At 71.1% G+C, this 16,481-nt stretch carries 18 protein-coding genes; 11 read left to right on the top strand and 7 right to left on the bottom strand.

Going from position 1 to position 16,481, the window contains the following annotated elements; genetic code table 11:
• Window positions 1–2: 2 nt before the first annotated feature.
• Together AQI88_RS22830 and AQI88_RS22825 are read left to right on the top strand one after the other, a co-directional pair.
• Window positions 3–1,439: an aldehyde dehydrogenase family protein gene (locus tag AQI88_RS22830; RefSeq protein WP_067002447.1), complete on the top strand. Its 1,437-nt coding sequence runs from the start codon at window positions 3–5 to the stop codon at window positions 1,437–1,439.
• Window positions 1,432–2,340: an aldehyde dehydrogenase family protein gene (locus tag AQI88_RS22825; RefSeq protein ID WP_067002445.1), complete on the top strand. Its 909-nt coding sequence runs from the start codon at window positions 1,432–1,434 to the stop codon at window positions 2,338–2,340. The genes AQI88_RS22830 and AQI88_RS22825 overlap by 8 nt, the downstream gene beginning before the upstream one ends.
• Before the next feature lie 70 nt (window positions 2,341–2,410).
• Here AQI88_RS22825 and AQI88_RS22820 read toward each other — a convergent pair whose 3' ends face one another.
• A complete protein-coding gene (locus tag AQI88_RS22820) occupies window positions 2,411–2,746 on the bottom strand; it encodes a hypothetical protein (protein WP_067002443.1) in 336 nt (111 codons plus the stop codon).
• A gap of 127 nt (window positions 2,747–2,873) precedes the next feature.
• Between AQI88_RS22820 and AQI88_RS22815 the strand changes: the two genes are divergently transcribed.
• The gene (locus AQI88_RS22815; RefSeq protein ID WP_067002441.1) at window positions 2,874–3,509 is read left to right on the top strand and encodes a uridine kinase family protein; all 636 of its coding nucleotides are present in this window, start codon (window positions 2,874–2,876) and stop codon (window positions 3,507–3,509) included.
• A gap of 159 nt (window positions 3,510–3,668) precedes the next feature.
• On the opposite strand, the gene AQI88_RS22810 is transcribed toward AQI88_RS22815, so the two are convergent.
• The gene (locus tag AQI88_RS22810) at window positions 3,669–4,406 is read right to left on the bottom strand and encodes a SigE family RNA polymerase sigma factor (RefSeq protein WP_067002440.1); all 738 of its coding nucleotides are present in this window, start codon (window positions 4,404–4,406) and stop codon (window positions 3,669–3,671) included.
• A 250-nt stretch (window positions 4,407–4,656) separates the two neighbouring features.
• Here AQI88_RS22810 and afsQ1 point away from each other — a divergent pair, with 250 nt between their 5' ends.
• The 5 genes from afsQ1 to AQI88_RS22785 all read left to right on the top strand — a co-directional run bounded on the left by afsQ1 (window position 4,657) and on the right by AQI88_RS22785 (window position 8,472).
• Window positions 4,657–5,334 (top strand): two-component system response regulator AfsQ1, encoded by a 678-nt coding sequence (afsQ1, locus tag AQI88_RS22805; RefSeq protein WP_159050378.1) that lies wholly within the window; start codon window positions 4,657–4,659, stop codon window positions 5,332–5,334.
• Entirely contained in the window at window positions 5,331–6,914 is a 1,584-nt protein-coding gene (locus tag AQI88_RS22800) for a sensor histidine kinase (RefSeq protein WP_067002436.1), read from the top strand. Before afsQ1 ends, AQI88_RS22800 begins: the two co-directional genes overlap by 4 nt.
• Entirely contained in the window at window positions 6,911–7,522 is a 612-nt protein-coding gene (locus AQI88_RS22795) for a hypothetical protein (protein ID WP_067002434.1), read from the top strand. Before AQI88_RS22800 ends, AQI88_RS22795 begins: the two co-directional genes overlap by 4 nt.
• Window positions 7,523–7,614: 92 nt before the next feature.
• Complete coding sequence (locus AQI88_RS22790; RefSeq protein WP_067002432.1) at window positions 7,615–8,175, top strand: VanZ family protein; 561 nt, start codon at window positions 7,615–7,617, stop codon at window positions 8,173–8,175.
• A gap of 93 nt (window positions 8,176–8,268) precedes the next feature.
• Window positions 8,269–8,472 (top strand): PspC domain-containing protein, encoded by a 204-nt coding sequence (locus AQI88_RS22785; RefSeq protein WP_067002430.1) that lies wholly within the window; start codon window positions 8,269–8,271, stop codon window positions 8,470–8,472.
• 75 nt (window positions 8,473–8,547) lie between these two features.
• On the opposite strand, the gene AQI88_RS22780 is transcribed toward AQI88_RS22785, so the two are convergent.
• Window positions 8,548–8,901, bottom strand: a complete 354-nt coding sequence (locus tag AQI88_RS22780; RefSeq protein WP_067002428.1) for an ATP-binding protein — start codon at window positions 8,899–8,901, stop codon at window positions 8,548–8,550.
• A gap of 152 nt (window positions 8,902–9,053) precedes the next feature.
• Window positions 9,054–10,229 carry an adenosine deaminase gene (locus AQI88_RS22775; protein WP_067002426.1) on the bottom strand — a complete coding sequence of 392 codons (1,176 nt, stop codon included), beginning with the start codon at window positions 10,227–10,229 and terminating at the stop codon, window positions 9,054–9,056.
• 133 nt (window positions 10,230–10,362) lie between these two features.
• Between AQI88_RS22775 and AQI88_RS22770 the strand changes: the two genes are divergently transcribed.
• On the top strand, window positions 10,363–11,124 hold the full coding sequence (locus AQI88_RS22770; RefSeq protein ID WP_079057735.1) for an alpha/beta hydrolase: 762 nt from the start codon (window positions 10,363–10,365) through the stop codon (window positions 11,122–11,124).
• A gap of 69 nt (window positions 11,125–11,193) precedes the next feature.
• On the opposite strand, the gene AQI88_RS22765 is transcribed toward AQI88_RS22770, so the two are convergent.
• A complete protein-coding gene (locus tag AQI88_RS22765; RefSeq protein WP_067002422.1) occupies window positions 11,194–12,156 on the bottom strand; it encodes a LysR family transcriptional regulator in 963 nt (320 codons plus the stop codon).
• Between the two features lie 63 nt (window positions 12,157–12,219).
• On the opposite strand from AQI88_RS22765, the gene AQI88_RS22760 reads away from it, so the two are divergent.
• A complete protein-coding gene (locus tag AQI88_RS22760) occupies window positions 12,220–13,503 on the top strand; it encodes an MFS transporter (protein ID WP_067002420.1) in 1,284 nt (427 codons plus the stop codon).
• 228 nt (window positions 13,504–13,731) lie between these two features.
• Entirely contained in the window at window positions 13,732–14,745 is a 1,014-nt protein-coding gene (locus AQI88_RS22755; RefSeq protein WP_067002418.1) for a sigma-70 family RNA polymerase sigma factor, read from the top strand.
• Here the strand turns inward: AQI88_RS22755 and AQI88_RS43385 are convergent.
• Both AQI88_RS43385 and AQI88_RS22750 read right to left on the bottom strand, forming a co-directional pair.
• Complete coding sequence (locus AQI88_RS43385) at window positions 14,629–15,015, bottom strand: STAS domain-containing protein (RefSeq protein WP_159050377.1); 387 nt, start codon at window positions 15,013–15,015, stop codon at window positions 14,629–14,631. The two genes, AQI88_RS22755 and AQI88_RS43385, sit on opposite strands and share 117 nt — an antisense overlap.
• Before the next feature lie 130 nt (window positions 15,016–15,145).
• Window positions 15,146–16,429 (bottom strand): thymidine phosphorylase, encoded by a 1,284-nt coding sequence (locus AQI88_RS22750; protein WP_067002415.1) that lies wholly within the window; start codon window positions 16,427–16,429, stop codon window positions 15,146–15,148.
• Window positions 16,430–16,481: the final 52 nt, after the last annotated feature.

The raw sequence follows: 16,481 nt of genomic DNA, 5'->3' as shown, positions 1-16,481 counted from the left end.
TCATGGCTTCCGTATTCGAGTACGCACCGGCGCCCGAGTCCCGCTCGGTCGTCGACATCGCCCCTTCCTACGGCCTGTTCATCGACGGCGAGTTCGTGGAAGCGGCCGACGGCAAGGTCTTCAAGACGGTCTCGCCGTCCACCGAGGAGGTCCTCTCCGAGGTGGCCCAGGCCGGGGAGGCGGACGTCGACCGCGCGGTGAAGGCCGCCCGCAAGGCGTTCGAGAAGTGGTCGGCGCTGCCCGGCTCCGAGCGCGCCAAGTACCTGTTCCGCATCGCCCGCATCATCCAGGAGCGCAGCCGCGAGCTGGCCGTCCTGGAGACGCTGGACAACGGCAAGCCGATCAAGGAGACCCGCGACGCGGACCTCCCGCTGGTCGCCGCGCACTTCTTCTACTACGCGGGCTGGGCGGACAAGCTCGACCACGCCGGCTTCGGCGCGAACCCGCGTCCGCTGGGCGTCGCGGGCCAGGTCATCCCCTGGAACTTCCCGCTCCTGATGCTGGCGTGGAAGATCGCCCCGGCGCTGGCGACCGGCAACACGGTGGTGCTGAAGCCCGCCGAGACCACCCCGCTCTCCGCGCTCTTCTTCGCGGACATCTGCCGCCAGGCGGGCCTGCCCAAGGGTGTCGTCAACATCCTTCCGGGCTACGGCGACACGGGCGCCGCCCTCGTCTCGCACCCGGACGTGAACAAGGTCGCCTTCACCGGCTCCACGGCCGTCGGCAAGGAGATCGCGCGGACCGTCGCCGGCACCCGCAAGAAGCTCACCCTCGAACTGGGCGGCAAGGGCGCCAACATCGTCTTCGACGACGCCCCGATCGACCAGGCCGTCGAGGGCATCGTCACGGGCATCTTCTTCAACCAGGGCCAGGTCTGCTGCGCAGGCAGCCGCCTGCTGGTCCAGGAGTCGATCCAGGACGAGCTGCTGGACTCCCTCAAGCGCCGCCTGTCGACCCTGCGTCTCGGCGACCCGCTGGACAAGAACACCGACATCGGCGCGATCAACTCCGCCGAGCAGCTGGCCCGGATCACCGCGCTCACCGAGCAGGGCGAGGCGGAGGGCGCCGAGCGCTGGTCCCCGGCCTGTGAGCTCCCCTCCTCCGGCTACTGGTTCGCCCCGACGCTCTTCACGAACGTCACCCAGGCGCACACCATCGCCCGCGACGAGATCTTCGGCCCGGTGCTGTCGGTCCTCACCTTCCGTACGCCCGACGAGGCCGTAGCCAAGGCCAACAACACCCAGTACGGCCTGTCCGCCGGTATCTGGACGGAGAAGGGCTCCCGGATCCTGGCCGTCGCGAACAAGCTGCGCGCCGGTGTCGTCTGGTCCAACACGTTCAACAAGTTCGACCCCACGTCGCCGTTCGGCGGCTACAAGGAGTCGGGCTTCGGCCGCGAGGGCGGCCGCCACGGCCTGGAGGCGTACCTCGATGTCTGAGAAGACGGAAAAGACCGACCTGCGACTTTCGGTCTTCAAGACCTACAAGCTGTACGTGGGCGGCAAGTTCCCGCGTTCCGAGAGCGGCCGGGTGTACGAGGTGACGGACTCCAAGGGCAACTGGCTGGCCAACGCTCCCCAGTCCTCCCGCAAGGACGCCCGTGACGCGGTCGTCGCCGCCCGCAAGGCGTTCGGCGCCTGGTCCGGCGCGACCGCGTACAACCGCGGCCAGATCCTCTACCGCATCGCCGAGATGCTGGAGGGCCGTCGCGAGCAGTTCGTGCGCGAAGTGGCCGACGCGGAGGGGCTGTCCAAGTCCAAGGCTGCCGCGCAGGTCGACGCCGCGATCGACCGCTGGGTCTGGTACGCGGGCTGGACCGACAAGATCTCCCAGGTGGTCGGCGGCGCGAACCCGGTCGCGGGCCCGTTCTTCAACCTGTCCTCCCCCGAGCCGACCGGCGTGGTGGCCGTAGTGGCGCCGCAGGAGTCATCCTTCCTCGGTCTGGTCTCGGTGATCGCCCCGGTGATCGCGACCGGCAACACGGCGATCGTGATCGCGAGCGAGAAGTCCCCGCTCCCGGCGCTGTCCCTGGGTGAGGTCCTGGCCACCTCCGATCTGCCCGGCGGTGTCGTCAACGTCCTGTCCGGCCGTACGGCGGAGATCGCGGCGCCGCTGGCCGCGCACCAGGACGTCAACGCGATCGACCTCGCGGGCGCCGACGAGGTGCTGGCGAAGGAGCTGGAGATCGCGGCCGCGGACAACCTGAAGCGCGTCCTTCGTCCACAGGCTGTGGACAACTGGTCGGCGACTCCGGGGACCGAGCGCATGACGGCGTTCCTGGAGACGAAGACGGTCTGGCACCCGACGGGCTCGCTGGGCGCGTCCGGCTCGTCGTACTGACGACACCCCACAGGCCGAGAGCCGCGCCGCCCCTCCGTCCGGGGGCGGCGCGGCTCTCCTCGTGTGCGGCTCAGGACTTGCCGCCGCCCATCAGTCCACCCACCGACCCCACCGCCGGCACCGCGCCGATCGACCACACCTGTGCCAGCGGGCCGGTGAATTCGCCGAGGTCGCCGACGACGCCCTTGTCACCGGTGTCACCGGGGGCGACGAGGGAGCCGGCCTTGAGACCGGGGAGCGGGCCGCTGAAGTGACGGACCGAGCCGGGGTGCGAGGGCAGCCGGGCGCCCGGGCCGGCGTGCGCGGCCGCCGTCGGCGCGGCCGCGCCCAGGGCCACCCCGGCGGCCGCGAGGGCCACCAAGGCGCGCTGGGCGGCGGGGATATGAGGGGAGACATGTCGTGCCATCGCTGACGCCACCTTCGTGTACGCATAGTTATCGGGTCGACACGAACAGTAATTGAGTTGTGATGCGCGCTCCAAAGCCGACCCGCGGGGTCGGCAGGAGGCTCGCCATGCGTCAAACTGGTGTTCCGTGAGCATTCATCCCCCGTCCCCCGCCCGTGTCGTTCTGCTCTGCGGCCCTTCGGGCTCGGGCAAGTCACTCGTCGCCGCCCGTTCCGGGCTGCCCGTCCTGCGCCTCGACGACTTCTACAAGGAGGGCGACGACCCGACACTGCCCCTGGTGGACGGGAGTTCGGACATCGACTGGGACCACCCTCGGTCGTGGGACACCGACGTCGCGGTGGAGGCCATCGCCCGCCTCTGCGCCTCGGGGTCGACGCCCGTGCCGGTGTACGACATCGCGCTGAGCGCCCGTACCGGCGAGGAGACGCTGCACATCGGGCGCACCCCGCTGTTCATCGCGGAGGGCGTCTTCGCCGCGGAGATCGTGGAGCGCTGCCGCGAGCTGGGCCTGCTGGCGGACGCGCTGTGCCTGAGCCGTGGTCCGTTCACCACCTTCCGCCGGCGCTTCCTGCGGGACCTGAAGGAGGGCCGCAAGTCGGTGCCGTTCCTGGTCCGCCGCGGCTGGCGGCTGATGCGCGCCGAGCGCTCGATCGTGGCCCGCCAGGTCTCGCTGGGCGCCCACCCCTGCGACCGGGACGAGGCACTGAGCCGGCTGGCCGCCGCGGCAGCGGGGCGGCAGGTACGGCAGCAGACGCCGGCGTAACCGGACGCACGGAAACGTAAACGGGACTGGATGGACCCCCCGGCCCTCCAGTCCCGTTCTTCACGCTCCCCCGTGTTTCCCCGTGGGCCCACCCCCCAGTGGTCCCCCGTGGTCCCCCGTTTTCCCCCCGCAGGGCCACCCCCCAGCGGCCCCCTGCCTTCAGGCGACCAGTTCGCCGAAGGCGTTCTCCTCGTCACGGCCGAAGCTGAGGACCTCGTCCTCACGCAGCCGGCGGAGCGACCGCCAGATGCTGGACTTCACCGTGCCGACACTGATGCCGAGGATCTCCGCGATCTCCGGGTCCGTACGGCCCTCGTAGTAACGCAGGACCAGCATGGTGCGCTGGAGTTCGGGCAGCCGGGCCAGCGCCTGCCACAGGACCGCGCGCAGCTCGGTGCCGCGCATCGCGTCCGTCTCGCCGGGCGTCTCCGGCAGTTCCTCGGTCGGGTACTCGTTGAGCTTGCGGCGCCGCCAGGCGCTGATGTGCAGGTTGGTCATGGTGCGGCGCAGGTAGCCGCCGACCGCCGCCTTGTCGCTGATCCGCTCCCACGCCTTGTACGTCGAGAACAGCGCGCTCTGCAGCAGGTCCTCGGCCTCGAAGCGGTCGCCGGTCAGGTGGTAGGCGGTGGCGTACAGGGAGGCGCGGCGCTCCTGGACGTAGGCGGTGAACTCCGCCTCGGTCAGCGAACGGCGCTCCCCCGAGTCCTCCCTGTACGCGGATCCCCCGTGCGTTTCCCCCGTGTACGCGTCAACCACCGTCATGTAACCGGTGTGCTGACGCCCGGCGCCGCGAGCGCACCCCCGCCCGCTCACGGCGCCGGACTTCTCGGAACCCCGGTGTACGTCGTGCAGACGCGTGACCACTGCGCTGGTGCTGATGCTGTGCAGCGTGTTCATCTCGCGCTCCCCGTCGTGGACTTCCGGTGTTCGGCTTGCTCGGTGGTGCTTGCTTGCCTGTGCCGAAAAGCTTGCCGAGCGACCTTCATGGCCGTGTCAGCCGACTGTCACAGACCTGTCACAGGGGTCCGGCCCAGAGGAGTCACAGGCCGGGCACAGGGGGTGGCGCCAGCGGGCGCGGGCAGGGCCGTACACACCACACCTCGACCACAGGTCGTACGGGAGGCCGTCCATGGGCCAGAATGTGCCCGTGCCTTCCCTGTTGCTGATCGAGGACGACGACGCCATCCGCACGGCCCTGGAGCTCTCCCTGACGCGCCAGGGTCATCGGGTGGCCACCGCTGCCAGCGGTGAGGACGGTCTGAAGCTGCTGCGCGAGCAGCGGCCGGATCTGATCGTGCTGGACGTGATGCTGCCCGGCATCGACGGGTTCGAGGTGTGCCGGCGCATCCGGCGCACCGACCAGCTGCCGATCATCCTGCTGACCGCCCGCAACGATGACATCGACGTGGTGGTCGGGCTGGAGTCCGGGGCCGACGACTACGTCGTCAAGCCGGTTCAGGGCCGGGTGCTGGACGCCCGGATCCGGGCCGTGCTGCGGCGCGGGGAGCGCGAGTCCAGCGACTCGGCGACCTTCGGCAGCCTCGTCATCGACCGGTCGGCGATGACCGTGACGAAGAACGGCGAGGACCTGCAGCTGACGCCGACCGAGCTCAGGCTGCTGCTGGAGCTGAGCCGGCGGCCCGGCCAGGCGCTGTCGCGGCAGCAGTTGCTGCGGCTGGTCTGGGAGCACGACTACCTGGGCGACTCGCGCCTGGTGGACGCGTGTGTACAGCGGCTGCGCGCCAAGGTGGAGGACGTGCCCTCGTCCCCGACCCTGATCCGTACCGTCCGTGGTGTCGGCTACCGCCTGGACACCCCTCAGTGACCGATACGCGAGGGGGGCTGCGCGGCTGGGCCGCGGGGCGCAAGGGAAATCTGTCGCGGCTCAGGTTCACCAGCCTCAGGCTGCGGCTGGTCGTCGTCTTCGGGCTGGTCGCGCTCACCGCCGCGGTGTCGGCGTCGGGCATCGCGTACTGGCTGAACCGGGAGGCCGTGCTCACCCGCGCCCAGGACGCGGTGCTGCGCGACTTCCAGCAGGAGATGCAGAACCGGGCGGGTGCGCTGCCTGTGCACCCCTCGCAGGACGAACTGCAGCGTGCGGCGGGCCAGATGGCCGCCAGCAGCCAGCGGTTCAGCGTGCTGCTGGTCGCCGAGGACGCGAGCGGCAAGACGGTGTACGGCAATTCGGGCGGCATCAACGGCTTCTCGATGGAGGACGTGCCGGGGTCGCTGCGCGCCGCGGTGAACAAGCGGCAGAAGGTGACCGACAGCAACAAGTCGCCGTACCACCTGTACTGGCAGCGGGTCGACCAGCACGGCACGCCGTATCTGGTGGCCGGTACGAGGCTGATCGGCGGCGGCCCGACGGGCTACATCTCCAAGTCGCTGGAGCCGGAGGCCAAGGACCTCAACTCGCTGGCCTGGTCGCTGGGGATCGCGACGGGCCTCGCGCTGATCGGCTCGGCGCTGCTCGCGCAGGCCGCCGCCACGACCGTGCTGAAGCCGGTGCACCGGCTCGGGGTGGCCGCCCGGCGCCTCGGCGAGGGCAGGCTGGACACCCGGCTGCGGGTGTCGGGCACCGATGAACTCGCCGATCTGTCACGGACGTTCAACAACGCGGCCGAGGCGCTGGAGAAACGGGTCGCCGACATGGCCGCCCGGGACGAGGCGTCCCGGCGGTTCGTCGCCGACATGTCGCACGAGCTGCGCACCCCGCTGACCGCCATCACCGCCGTCACGGAGGTGCTGGAGGAGGAGCTGGAGGCGGAGTCGGGGAGCATGGACCCGATGATCGAACCGGCCGTACGGCTGGTGGTCAGCGAGACACGGCGGCTGAATTCCCTGGTCGAGAACCTGATGGAGGTCACCCGCTTCGACGCGGGCACCGCCCGTCTGGTCCTGGACGACGTCGACCTCGCCGACCAGATCACCGCCTGCATCGACGCCCGCGCCTGGCTGGACGCCGTCGAGCTGGACGCCGAACGCGGCATCCACTCCCGGCTCGACCCGCGCCGCCTGGACGTGATCCTCGCCAACCTGATCGGCAACGCGCTCAAGCACGGCGGCTCGCCGGTGCGGGTGTCGGTGCGGATCGACGGCGACGATCTGGTCATCGCGGTGCGCGACCACGGGCCCGGCATCCCCGAGGACGTCCTGCCACACGTCTTCGACCGCTTCTACAAGGCCAGCGCCTCCCGGCCGCGCTCCGAGGGCAGCGGTCTGGGCCTGTCCATCGCGCTGGAGAACGCCCACATCCACGGCGGTGAGATCACCGCCGCCAACTCCCCGGACGGCGGAGCGGTGTTCACGCTGCGGCTGCCGCGGGACGCCTCACGGCTGACGGAGGAGAACGGCGAAGGCACCAAGGAGAACGAGGCCGGGGAAACCGGGAAGGAGGGGTCATGACCGCAGGGACCGTACGGCGCCTGCTGGCGCTGCCCCTCCTCGCCGGGCTGCTCACCGGGTGCGGGATCCGGGCCACCGAGGTGCCGACGGACTTCGGCGCGGCGCCCTCCCGGGTGCCGTGCTCGCTGACCCGGTCCGACCTGTCGACGCAGTCCTCGCACGGGGTGCCGGTGCAGGTCTTCCTGCTGTGCGGCTCGTCCCTGGTGACCGTCGACCGCACCGTGCGGGTCCCGGAGGGCACTGCGGACGCGCGGCACCGGGTCATCGTGGCGCAGGGTCTGCTGGACCAGCTCGCCGCGTCCCCTTCGCCCGCCGAGCGGGCGGCGGGCTACGCGACGTACGTGCCGGGCGGCCTGAGCGTGACCGGTCCGGGCCCGAAGGACCCGGAGGACGCACTGCGGCTGAGCGGCGGGCCGGCCCGGCTCACCTCCTACGCCCTCGCCCAGCTCGTGTGCACGCTGTCCGACTCGGCGGCGACGGAGGGCGACGGCTCGGTGATCCTGGGCGGCCCGGGCTCCGGGCCCCTGCGCCGTTACGAGTGCACCGACGACGTCCGTAGCCGGCCGGGCAGCTCCCAGCCGCCGTCCAGCGAGGTCAGGGCGGGCTGAGCCGCCGTGGCGGGCCCGTGTGGCGGACGCCTCATGTGCATCCGCGTGACGGATGCGGAACCGATCGTGCACACGGGTGCGTCTTGGGGAGCGTGCAGCGTCAAGGCTTCATCGGCGGCAGCGCCGAGATCCGCATCCGGGTGACAGGGAGTGTCCTCCTCGTCGCGCATCTCGCGCTCGTCGCCTGGCTGATGCTGCGGCCCCTGGACGTGCCCTGGGTGATGCCCGCCAATCTGCACCCGCTGGCCGGCATCCGGGCCGATCTGGCGCTGGGCTGGCCCGAGGCGGCCAGGCCCCTCGGCGAGGGGGTGGCCCTGCTCGCGCCGCTGGGTGTGCTGCTGCCGATGGCGCACGGCAGGCTCGCCGTCTCCCCGCTCGCCTCCCTGATCCGTACGGCGGCCGCGGGCGCCCTGATCTCCCTCGGGATCGCCCTGCTGCAGACCGGTGTGCCCGGCAGGGTCGTGGACGTCGACTCGCTGCTGCTGAACACCGTGGGGGTGGCCCTGGCCCACCTGGCCGTGGTGCCCGCCGGCCGGGCCTGGCTACGGCGGCGGGCCGAGCGCGAGCCCTTCGCGGCCGGGAAGGTCACCGCCCAGGAGGACCTCCCTCAGGGTCGGACCCCGACGATTCCCAGGGTCGGTATCGCCCCGTAGAGCGACGCTTTGCCCCCTTCGTCTCCGTAGCGTGGAAGGCAGCTGAGGCAGCCGGTCGGGCCGCCTTTGACCGCAGCTCACGAAGGAGCCGACATGACCGCCCTTGCCCGCCCCACCCACGGCCGCATGATCGGCGGAGTGTGCGCAGCGCTGGCACGGCGCTTCGGCACCTCCGCGACGACGATGCGGGTGATCTTCCTGCTGTCCTGTCTGCTGCCCGGCCCGCAGTTCCTGCTCTACATAGCGCTGTGGATCCTGCTGCCGGCGGAGGACAAGGCCAAGGCCGCCGCCTGGTGAGTCCGCACCACAACGCCGCTGGGGCGCCCCGGAGCAGTCCGGGAGCGCCCCAGCGGCGTTGTGGTGCGGCGGACGTCAGCTGAGCTGAATGCCCTGCACCGGCGAACCGTGTCCGGGCAGGCTCTGCAGCGGCGGCAGTCCGCCGATCAGCCCGTTGACCGGCGCGGTCGGCGGGTTGGCGGGGACCTTCGCGACGGCCGGCTGGGCAGCGGCCATCCCGGCACCGACGGCACTCCGCCCCTGGGCGAGCGCCTGGCCGGCGCCCGGCAGCACCTTGCCGACGTTCTCGGCCGGCAGCGCCTTGACGGCGCCCAGGGCCTGAGTCGCGTCCGGGACGGCCGGGGCCGCGTTCGCGGCACCCGCGCCGATGGCGGCGAAGGCGGCACCGAGGGCGGCCACACCGATGGTCTTGACAGCAGACTGCTTCATTGTAATTGCGTCCTTGAATACGGAGACGGGGAGATAAAAAGCGGCTTGAGCGGTTCTCGACCGTAAACATGCCGTACCACCCCCCGCAAACACCGAAATGCGGACGGATTGTGAAGACCCGTTCGCATTTCGCGCCGCCGATCGACCCGCCGCTATCCGTCCGAACCGGAAGAACCGCTGGTGGAAGCGGTCTGCCGGAACAGCCATTCGGATTTCAACTCTGCATATCCGGGCTTGACCACGTCATTGATCATCGCGAGTCGTTCATCGAAAGGAATGAACGCCGATTTCATCGCATTGACGGAGAACCATTGCAGATCGTCAAGCGTGTAACTGAACGCATCGACGAGATGCTCAAATTCCCGGCTCATGCTGGTGTGCGACATCAGCCTGTTGTCCGTGTTGACCGTCGCCCTGAAGTGAAGCCGCCGCAGCAGCCCGATCGGATGCTCGGCGTACGAGGGCGCGGCCCCGGTCTGGAGGTTGGAGCTGGGGCACATCTCCAGCGGGATGCGCTTGTCCCGGACGTACGAGGCCAGCCGGCCGAGCTTGACCGAGCCGTCCTCGCGGACCTCGATGTCGTCGATGATCCGCACCCCGTGCCCGAGCCGGTCCGCGCCGCACCACTGCAGCGCCTGCCAGATGGACGGCAGCCCGAAGGCCTCGCCGGCGTGGATGGTGAAGTGGTTGTTCTCGCGCTTGAGGTACTCGAAGGCGTCCAGGTGCCGGGTGGGCGGGTAGCCGGCCTCGGCGCCGGCGATGTCGAAGCCGACCACGCCCAGGTCGCGGTACCGGTTGGCGAGTTCGGCGATCTCCAGGGCGCGGGCCGCGTGCCGCATGGCGGTCAGCAGGGCGCCGACCCGGATGCGGTGGCCGTTCTCCCGGGCGAGCCGCTCCCCCTGCCGGAAGCCCTCGTTGACCGCCTCGACCACCTCTTCGAGGCTCAGCCCGGCCTCCAGATGCTGCTCGGGCGCGTACCGCACCTCGGCGTAGACGACGCCGTCCTCGGCGAGGTCCTCGGCACACTCCCGCGCGACCCGGATCAGCGCCTCGCGGGTCTGCATCACGCCGACGGTGTGCGAGAAGGTCTCCAGATACCGTTCCAGCGAGCCGGAGTCGGCTGCCTCCCGGAACCAGATGCCCAGCTTGTCGGGGTCGGTCTCGGGGAGCTGGGAATAGCCCGTTTGCCGGGCGAGTTCTACGACGGTTCCGGGGCGGAGCCCGCCGTCGAGGTGATCGTGCAGCAGAACCTTGGGTGCCCGGCGGATCTGGTCCGGCGTCGGGACGTTCGTCGGGACGGTCCCAGTCGGTGCAGTCTGGCTCGTCATTTCCGCACTCTAACGCCTACGCGCGTAGAGCGCCCGCTGTATGCCACTCGACGCGACGGCACTTTTCCGTCGATACGCAACGGTGACCGCCCGGACGGGTTTCGTACACCACGCCTTCTGACACTGTTCTGTCATGGGACAGCAAGCGACGCCGGTTCGAACGGCCAGGCTGGGAAAGGCAGTCGGCCCGGAGCCGACGGCGGTGAGCGGAGCGGTGCTGTTGCTCCCCGGCGGCGAGGAGGTGTCCGCCCGCAGGCCGTCCCTCGTCCGGGCGGCCTCCTTCGCCCGCTCCCTGGGCCGCAGGTTCGCTCGCGCGGGCCGGACGGAGGGGTTGGCTGTCCATACCGTCCACTACCGCTACCGGGGCTGGAACGGCAGCGAGGCGCATCCGGCGGGGGATGCGGAGTGGGCCGCCGACGAGATCGTACGACGGTACGGAGATGTTCCCGTATGCCTGGTGGGGCTCGGCATGGGCGGGCGGGCCGCGCTGCGGGCGGGCGGGCACGAGGCCGTCAACTCGGTGGTCGCGGTCGCCCCTTGGCTGCCGGAGGAGGATGTGGCCGCGCCCGCCGAGCCGGTGAAGCAGCTGGTGGGGCGGCAGGTGCTGATCGTGCACGGCACGAACGACGAACGGGCCGATCCCGAGCTGTCGTTCCGCCTCGCGGCGCGGGCGAAGAAGGTGAATCGGGATGTGTGCCGGTTCGAAGTGCACTCCGATGGCCATGGGTTGCATCAGCATCGGGATGAAGTGCTGTGTCTTGCGGTGGACTTCGTGATGGGGGCGCTGTTCGGGTGTTCGGTGTCCCGGCCGGTGGAGGATGCGTTGGCTGCGCCGCCTCCGATCGGTTTGAGGATGCCGTTGGCTGCGGGGTTCGGTAAGTCGTTCAGACGGTAGAGCTCGGGGCCTGGTGTTGTGTTCGGTGTGCGGGTGGTCTGTGGTTGATCGCGCAGTTCCCCGCGCCCCTCAGGCGGGCAGGAGATTGCCTCTTCTGGAGAGCAGGAACTTCTTGAAGGCCGCTACGGGGGGTGTGTCCGGGCGGTCTGCCAGCCAGGCGACGCCGATTTCTCGTGCCGCCTTCGGGGCCGTCACGGTCAGCTCCACGACTCCTGGCCTGGGCACGGTCGGCGGAGGGAGGAGGGCGACGCCCAGCCCTGCCGCCACCAGGCCCCGCAGGGTTTCCGCCTCCTCGCCCTCGAAGGCGACCCTCGGGCGGAAGCCCGCCTGTCTGCAGAGGTCGTCGGTGATGCGGCGCAGGCCGTAACCCGGCTCCAGGGTGACGAACGTTTCGTCCGACGCCTCGGCCAGGCGGATACGGCGCCGGGCGGCCAGGCGGTGGTCGGCCGGGACGACGAGACGCAGCTTCTGCTCGTCGAGGCGGCGGGCGACGAGGTCGGGGGCGTCGGGGACCGGGGAGGTGAGGCAGAGGTCCAGCTCTCCCGCGCGCAGCCGCTCCAGCATCGCCTCGCCGTAGTTCTGGACGAGGCTGAAGCGGATGCGCGGGTGGTCGGCGCGGAAGGCGTGCAGGAGGCCCGGTACGGTCTCGGCGCCCATGGTGTGCAGGAAGCCGAAGGCGACCTTGCCGGTGGCCGGGTCGGCGTCGGCGCGGACCTCCTCGGCGGCCCGCTCGACCTCGGCCAGGGCGCGTTCGACGGAGGCGAGGAAGGTGCGGCCGGCGGTGGTGAGGGAGACGGTGCGGCCGTGGCGGGCGAACAGGTCGACGCCCAGGTCCTGTTCCAGGCGGGCCATCGCGCGCGAGAGGGTCGACTGGGGGACGTTCATCTCGTGGGCGGCCCGGGTGACGTGCTCGGTGCGGGCGACGCCGGCGAAGTAGGCGAGGCGGGGCGCCAGCAACTTCGACATCTCCGTCATGTCTTCTGTGTCACCGGACGGTGACAGTCGAGCCTGTGAGCTTTGCTGATGCACCATGGGAACGATTATGGCGAATCCATGCATTGGACGGATGAGCAGGGCCGTACGTAGCTTCGAGGCATGTCTCCCGCCAGTACCGGGGCGTCCACCAGCGTGGACGCCGTCTCGCCCGTCCGTTCCTCCGATGCCGACTCCCGCCTGACGCCGGGCGGGCCCGGCTACCGCCGGATGAGCTTCGCGCTCTTCCTCGCCGGAGTCGCGACCTTCGCCCTCCTCTACTCCACGCAGGCCCTGCTGCCGCTGATCTCCGGGGAGTTCGGGGTCGCGGCGAGCAAGGCGAGCTGGACGGTGGCGGCCGCGACCGGCGGTCTGGCGCTGTTCGTGCTGCCGATGAGTGCCCTCTCGGAGCGCTTCGGCCGCCGTACGGTGATGACGGCCTCGCTGGCGGTCGCGGTGGGCGTCGGCCTGCTGGTGCCCTTCGCGCCGTCGATCGGCACGCTGGTGGTGCTGCGGGCGGTGCAGGGCGCGGCGCTGGCCGGTCTTCCGGCGTCGGCGACGGCGTATCTGGCCGAGGAGGTCCGGCCGAAGGCGCTGGTCACGGCGATCGGGCTGTTCGTGGCGGGCAACAGCGTCGGCGGGATGAGCGGCCGGGTGATCACCGGCTGGGTCGCGCAGGAGTGGGGCTGGCGGGTCGCGCTCGGGGTGATCGGTGTGATCGCGGTGGCCTGCGCGGCGGCGTTCCGTCTGCTGCTGCCGGCGCCGCAGCACTTCAAGCCCGGCTCGCTGCGTCCGCATGTCCTGCTCGGCACGGTCCGCGACCACCTCTCCGACCCGCTGCTGCGCCGCCTGTACGCGATCGGCGCGCTGTTCATGACAGTGTTCGGCGGCGTGTACACGGTGATCGGCTACCGCCTGACCGAGGCGCCGTTCTCGCTTCCGCAGGGCATCGTGGGCTCGATCTTCCTGGTGTACCTGGTCGGTACGGTGTCCGCGTCGACGGCGGGCCGCCTGGTGGGCCGTCTCGGCCGCCGGGGCGCGCTGTACCTGGCGGGCGGCACGACGGCGGCGGGCCTGCTCCTGTCCCTGGCCGACTCCCTCCCCCTGGTCCTGCTGGGGCTGGTGCTGATCACCGCGGGCTTCTTCGCGGGGCACGCGGTCGCCTCCTCGGCGGTCAGCAAGACGGCCACCCACGGCCGCGCCCAGGCCTCCGCGCTCTACCAGTCCGCGTACTACATCGGCTCCAGCGCCGGCAGCACGGTCGGCGCGATGGCCTTCCACGCGGGCGGCTGGGCCGGCACCGTCACCGTGGGGATCTTCGCGGTCCTCGGCGTCGTGACGATCACGGTCCTCGGCTCACGGGCGGCCCGGGTGGCTGCCCGGCGGGCGCCGGTGGCGGCGCACTGACCTTCGCCGCGACTGCGACTCCCCAGCGGCGCGGGGCCGTGTCCGTCAGCGGCTCCGCCGCGGGGCGTGACCAGCCACGACGGCCCCGTGCTGAGGGTCAGCCCGCGGGCGCGGGGTGGGGGCTGCTGCGCGCTCAGGGAGCCGTTGTCAGTGGGCTGCGGTAGCTTCCGGAGTGCTGGGGCGCTCAAGGCGCGTGAACAGAACGGCCACAGGGGTGGGTGGACGACGATGGGCAACGGCACGGCGACGGCAGACCTCGATGTCGCACTGGAGAAGCACCGGACCGAGCTGACCGGGTACTGCTACCGCATGCTCGGTTCCTCCTTCGAGGCCGAGGACGCGGTGCAGGACACCCTGGTGCGGGCCTGGCGGAGCTACGACACGTTCGAGGGCCGCTCCAGCCTGCGCTCGTGGCTGTACCGGATCGCGACGAACGTGTGTCTGGACATGCTGACGGCGGGCAACAAGCGGGCCCGCCCCATGGACCTCACCGACTCGACACCCCTCGCGCAGGCGGCCCTGTCCCCCCGCCCGGACAACACCTGGCTGGAGCCGATGCCGGACGCGCGCGTGCTGCCGACGGTCGAGGACCCGGCGGAGGCGGCCGTCGCCAAGGAGTCGGTCCGGCTGGCGTTCATGGCGGCCCTCCAGCAGCTGCCGCCCAAGCAGCGGGCGGTGCTGATCCTGCGCGAGGTGCTGGCGTGGAAGGCGAGCGAGGTCGCCGAACTGCTGGACACCACGGTCGCCTCGGTCAACAGCGCGTTGCAGCGGGCCCGGGCGACGCTCGCCGAGCGGGAGCAGGCGGGCGGCGACGCGGCGGTCTCCGACCCGCTCGACGAGGAGCAGCAGAAACTCCTGGAGCGCTATGTGAAGGCCTTCGAGGGCTACGACATGACGGCGCTCACGGCATTGCTGCACGAGGACGCCGTCATGACGATGCCGCCGTTCGACCTGTGGCTGACCGGCCACGACGACATCACCGGCTTCATGACCACCCTGGGCGCCGCCTGCGCCGGCTCCCGCCTGCTGCCCGTGCAGGTCAACGGGCTGCCGGGCTTCGCCCAGTACAAGCCGGACCCGGAGGCGGGCGGCTTCACACCGTGGTCGATCCAGGTCCTGGAGATCTCAGACGGCCGACTGACCGGGTTCCACTTCTTCCTCGACACCCAGCGCTGGTTCCCTCTCTTCGGCCTCCCCCTCCACCTGGAAGCGGAGCCCGGCAAGATCGAGGAGAGCGCGTAGTCCCGGGCAGGGAGCCCGGAGCCGTATCCGCCCGCCGGCCCGACGGGCGGCCAGTTCCAGCCGCGCCAGCAGGTCGACGGTCCCGAGCCCCGGAGGCCCGAGCCCGCCCACGTCACACACGACGACCCCGGCCCGGCTCACCTCCAACAGCGCCCGCACGTCGTCGCACAGCCCCGGCACCTCGTCCCGGGTGACGGGGCCGGCCAGCATGAACACAGCGGGTGTCTTGTCCTCCACGTGCGGTAGACCGGCGGGGCGGCCGTAACTCATCGCGCCGGCCCGGCGCTCCTTCCGGTCGGGAGGCAGTCGCCCTCGAACACGTCCATGGGCCCGTCCAACACGCCGAACGGGACCGGCGAAGGTCCGCCGGTCCCGCTCACCCGAACGATAGATCCCCAGGTCAGGCGATTCGTTCCAGCACCACCGGCGACGCCGTGAAGTCCGTCCCCGGGGCAGCGATGTCGTAAGAACCCTCCACCGCCTGGAGCGCGTACTCGAAGCGCTCGGGGGTGTCCGTGTGCAGGGTCAGGAGGGGCTGTCCCGCCGTCACCGTGTCGCCCGGCTTGGCGTGCATCTCCACACCCGCGCCCGCCTGCACCGGGTCCTCCTTGCGGGCGCGGCCCGCACCCAGGCGCCAGGCGGCGATGCCGATGTCGTAGGCGTCGAGGCGGGTCAGGACACCGGAGGCCGGGGCCTTGATGACGTGCTGCTCCTTCGACGTGGGGAGCGGAGCGTCCGGGTCACCGCCCTGGGCCGCGATCATGCGGCGCCAGACGTCCATCGCCGAGCCGTCGGCCAGCGCCTTCGCCGGGTCCGCGTCCTTCACGCCGGCCGCGTCCAGCATCTCGCGGGCCAGGGCGATGGTGAGTTCCACGACGTCGGCCGGGCCGCCGCCCGCCAGGACCTCCACCGACTCGCGGACCTCCAGGGCGTTACCCGCCGTGAGGCCGAGGGGGGTGGACATGTCCGTCAGGAGGGCGACCGTCCTGACGCCGTGGTCGGTGCCGAGGCCCACCATCGTGGACGCCAGCTCGCGCGCGTCCTCGATCGTCTTCATGAAGGCGCCCGTGCCCACCTTCACGTCCAGGACCAGGGAGCCGGTGCCCTCGGCGATCTTCTTCGACATGATCGAGGAGGCGATCAGGGGGATCGCCTCGACCGTGCCGGTGACGTCACGCAGGGCGTACAGCTTCTTGTCGGCGGGGGCGAGGCCGTCGCCGGCCGCGCAGATGACCGCGCCCGTGGTGTCGAGGACGTGCAGCATCTCCTCGTTGGAGAGCAGCGCGCGCCAGCCGGGGATCGACTCCAGCTTGTCCAGGGTGCCGCCGGTGTGGCCGAGGCCGCGCCCGGAGAGCTGCGGGACGGCGGCACCGCAGGCCGCCACGAGAGGCGCGAGCGGGAGCGTGATCTTGTCGCCCACGCCGCCCGTGGAGTGCTTGTCCGCCGTCGGGCGGGACAGCGAGGAGAAGTCCATGCGCTCGCCGGAGGCGATCATGGCCGCGGTCCAGCGGGCGATCTCGCGGCGGTTCATGCCGTTGAGCAGGATCGCCATGTTGAGCGCGGCCATCTGGTAGTCGGCGACCTCGCCGCGGGTGTACGCGTCGATGACCCAGTCGATCTGCTCGTCGGTCAGCTCACCGCGGTCCCGCTTGGTGCGGATGACGGAGATGGCGTCCATGGCCATGGCTGATGGCTTCCTTCCGGGAGGTGCGAAGTGCACGGCCCCCCTGAGCAGG

The organism is Streptomyces cellostaticus (assembly GCF_001513965.1).
GTDB classification, from domain to species: domain Bacteria; phylum Actinomycetota; class Actinomycetes; order Streptomycetales; family Streptomycetaceae; genus Streptomyces; species Streptomyces cellostaticus.
This window is presented reverse-complemented; position numbering and strand designations above follow the sequence as displayed.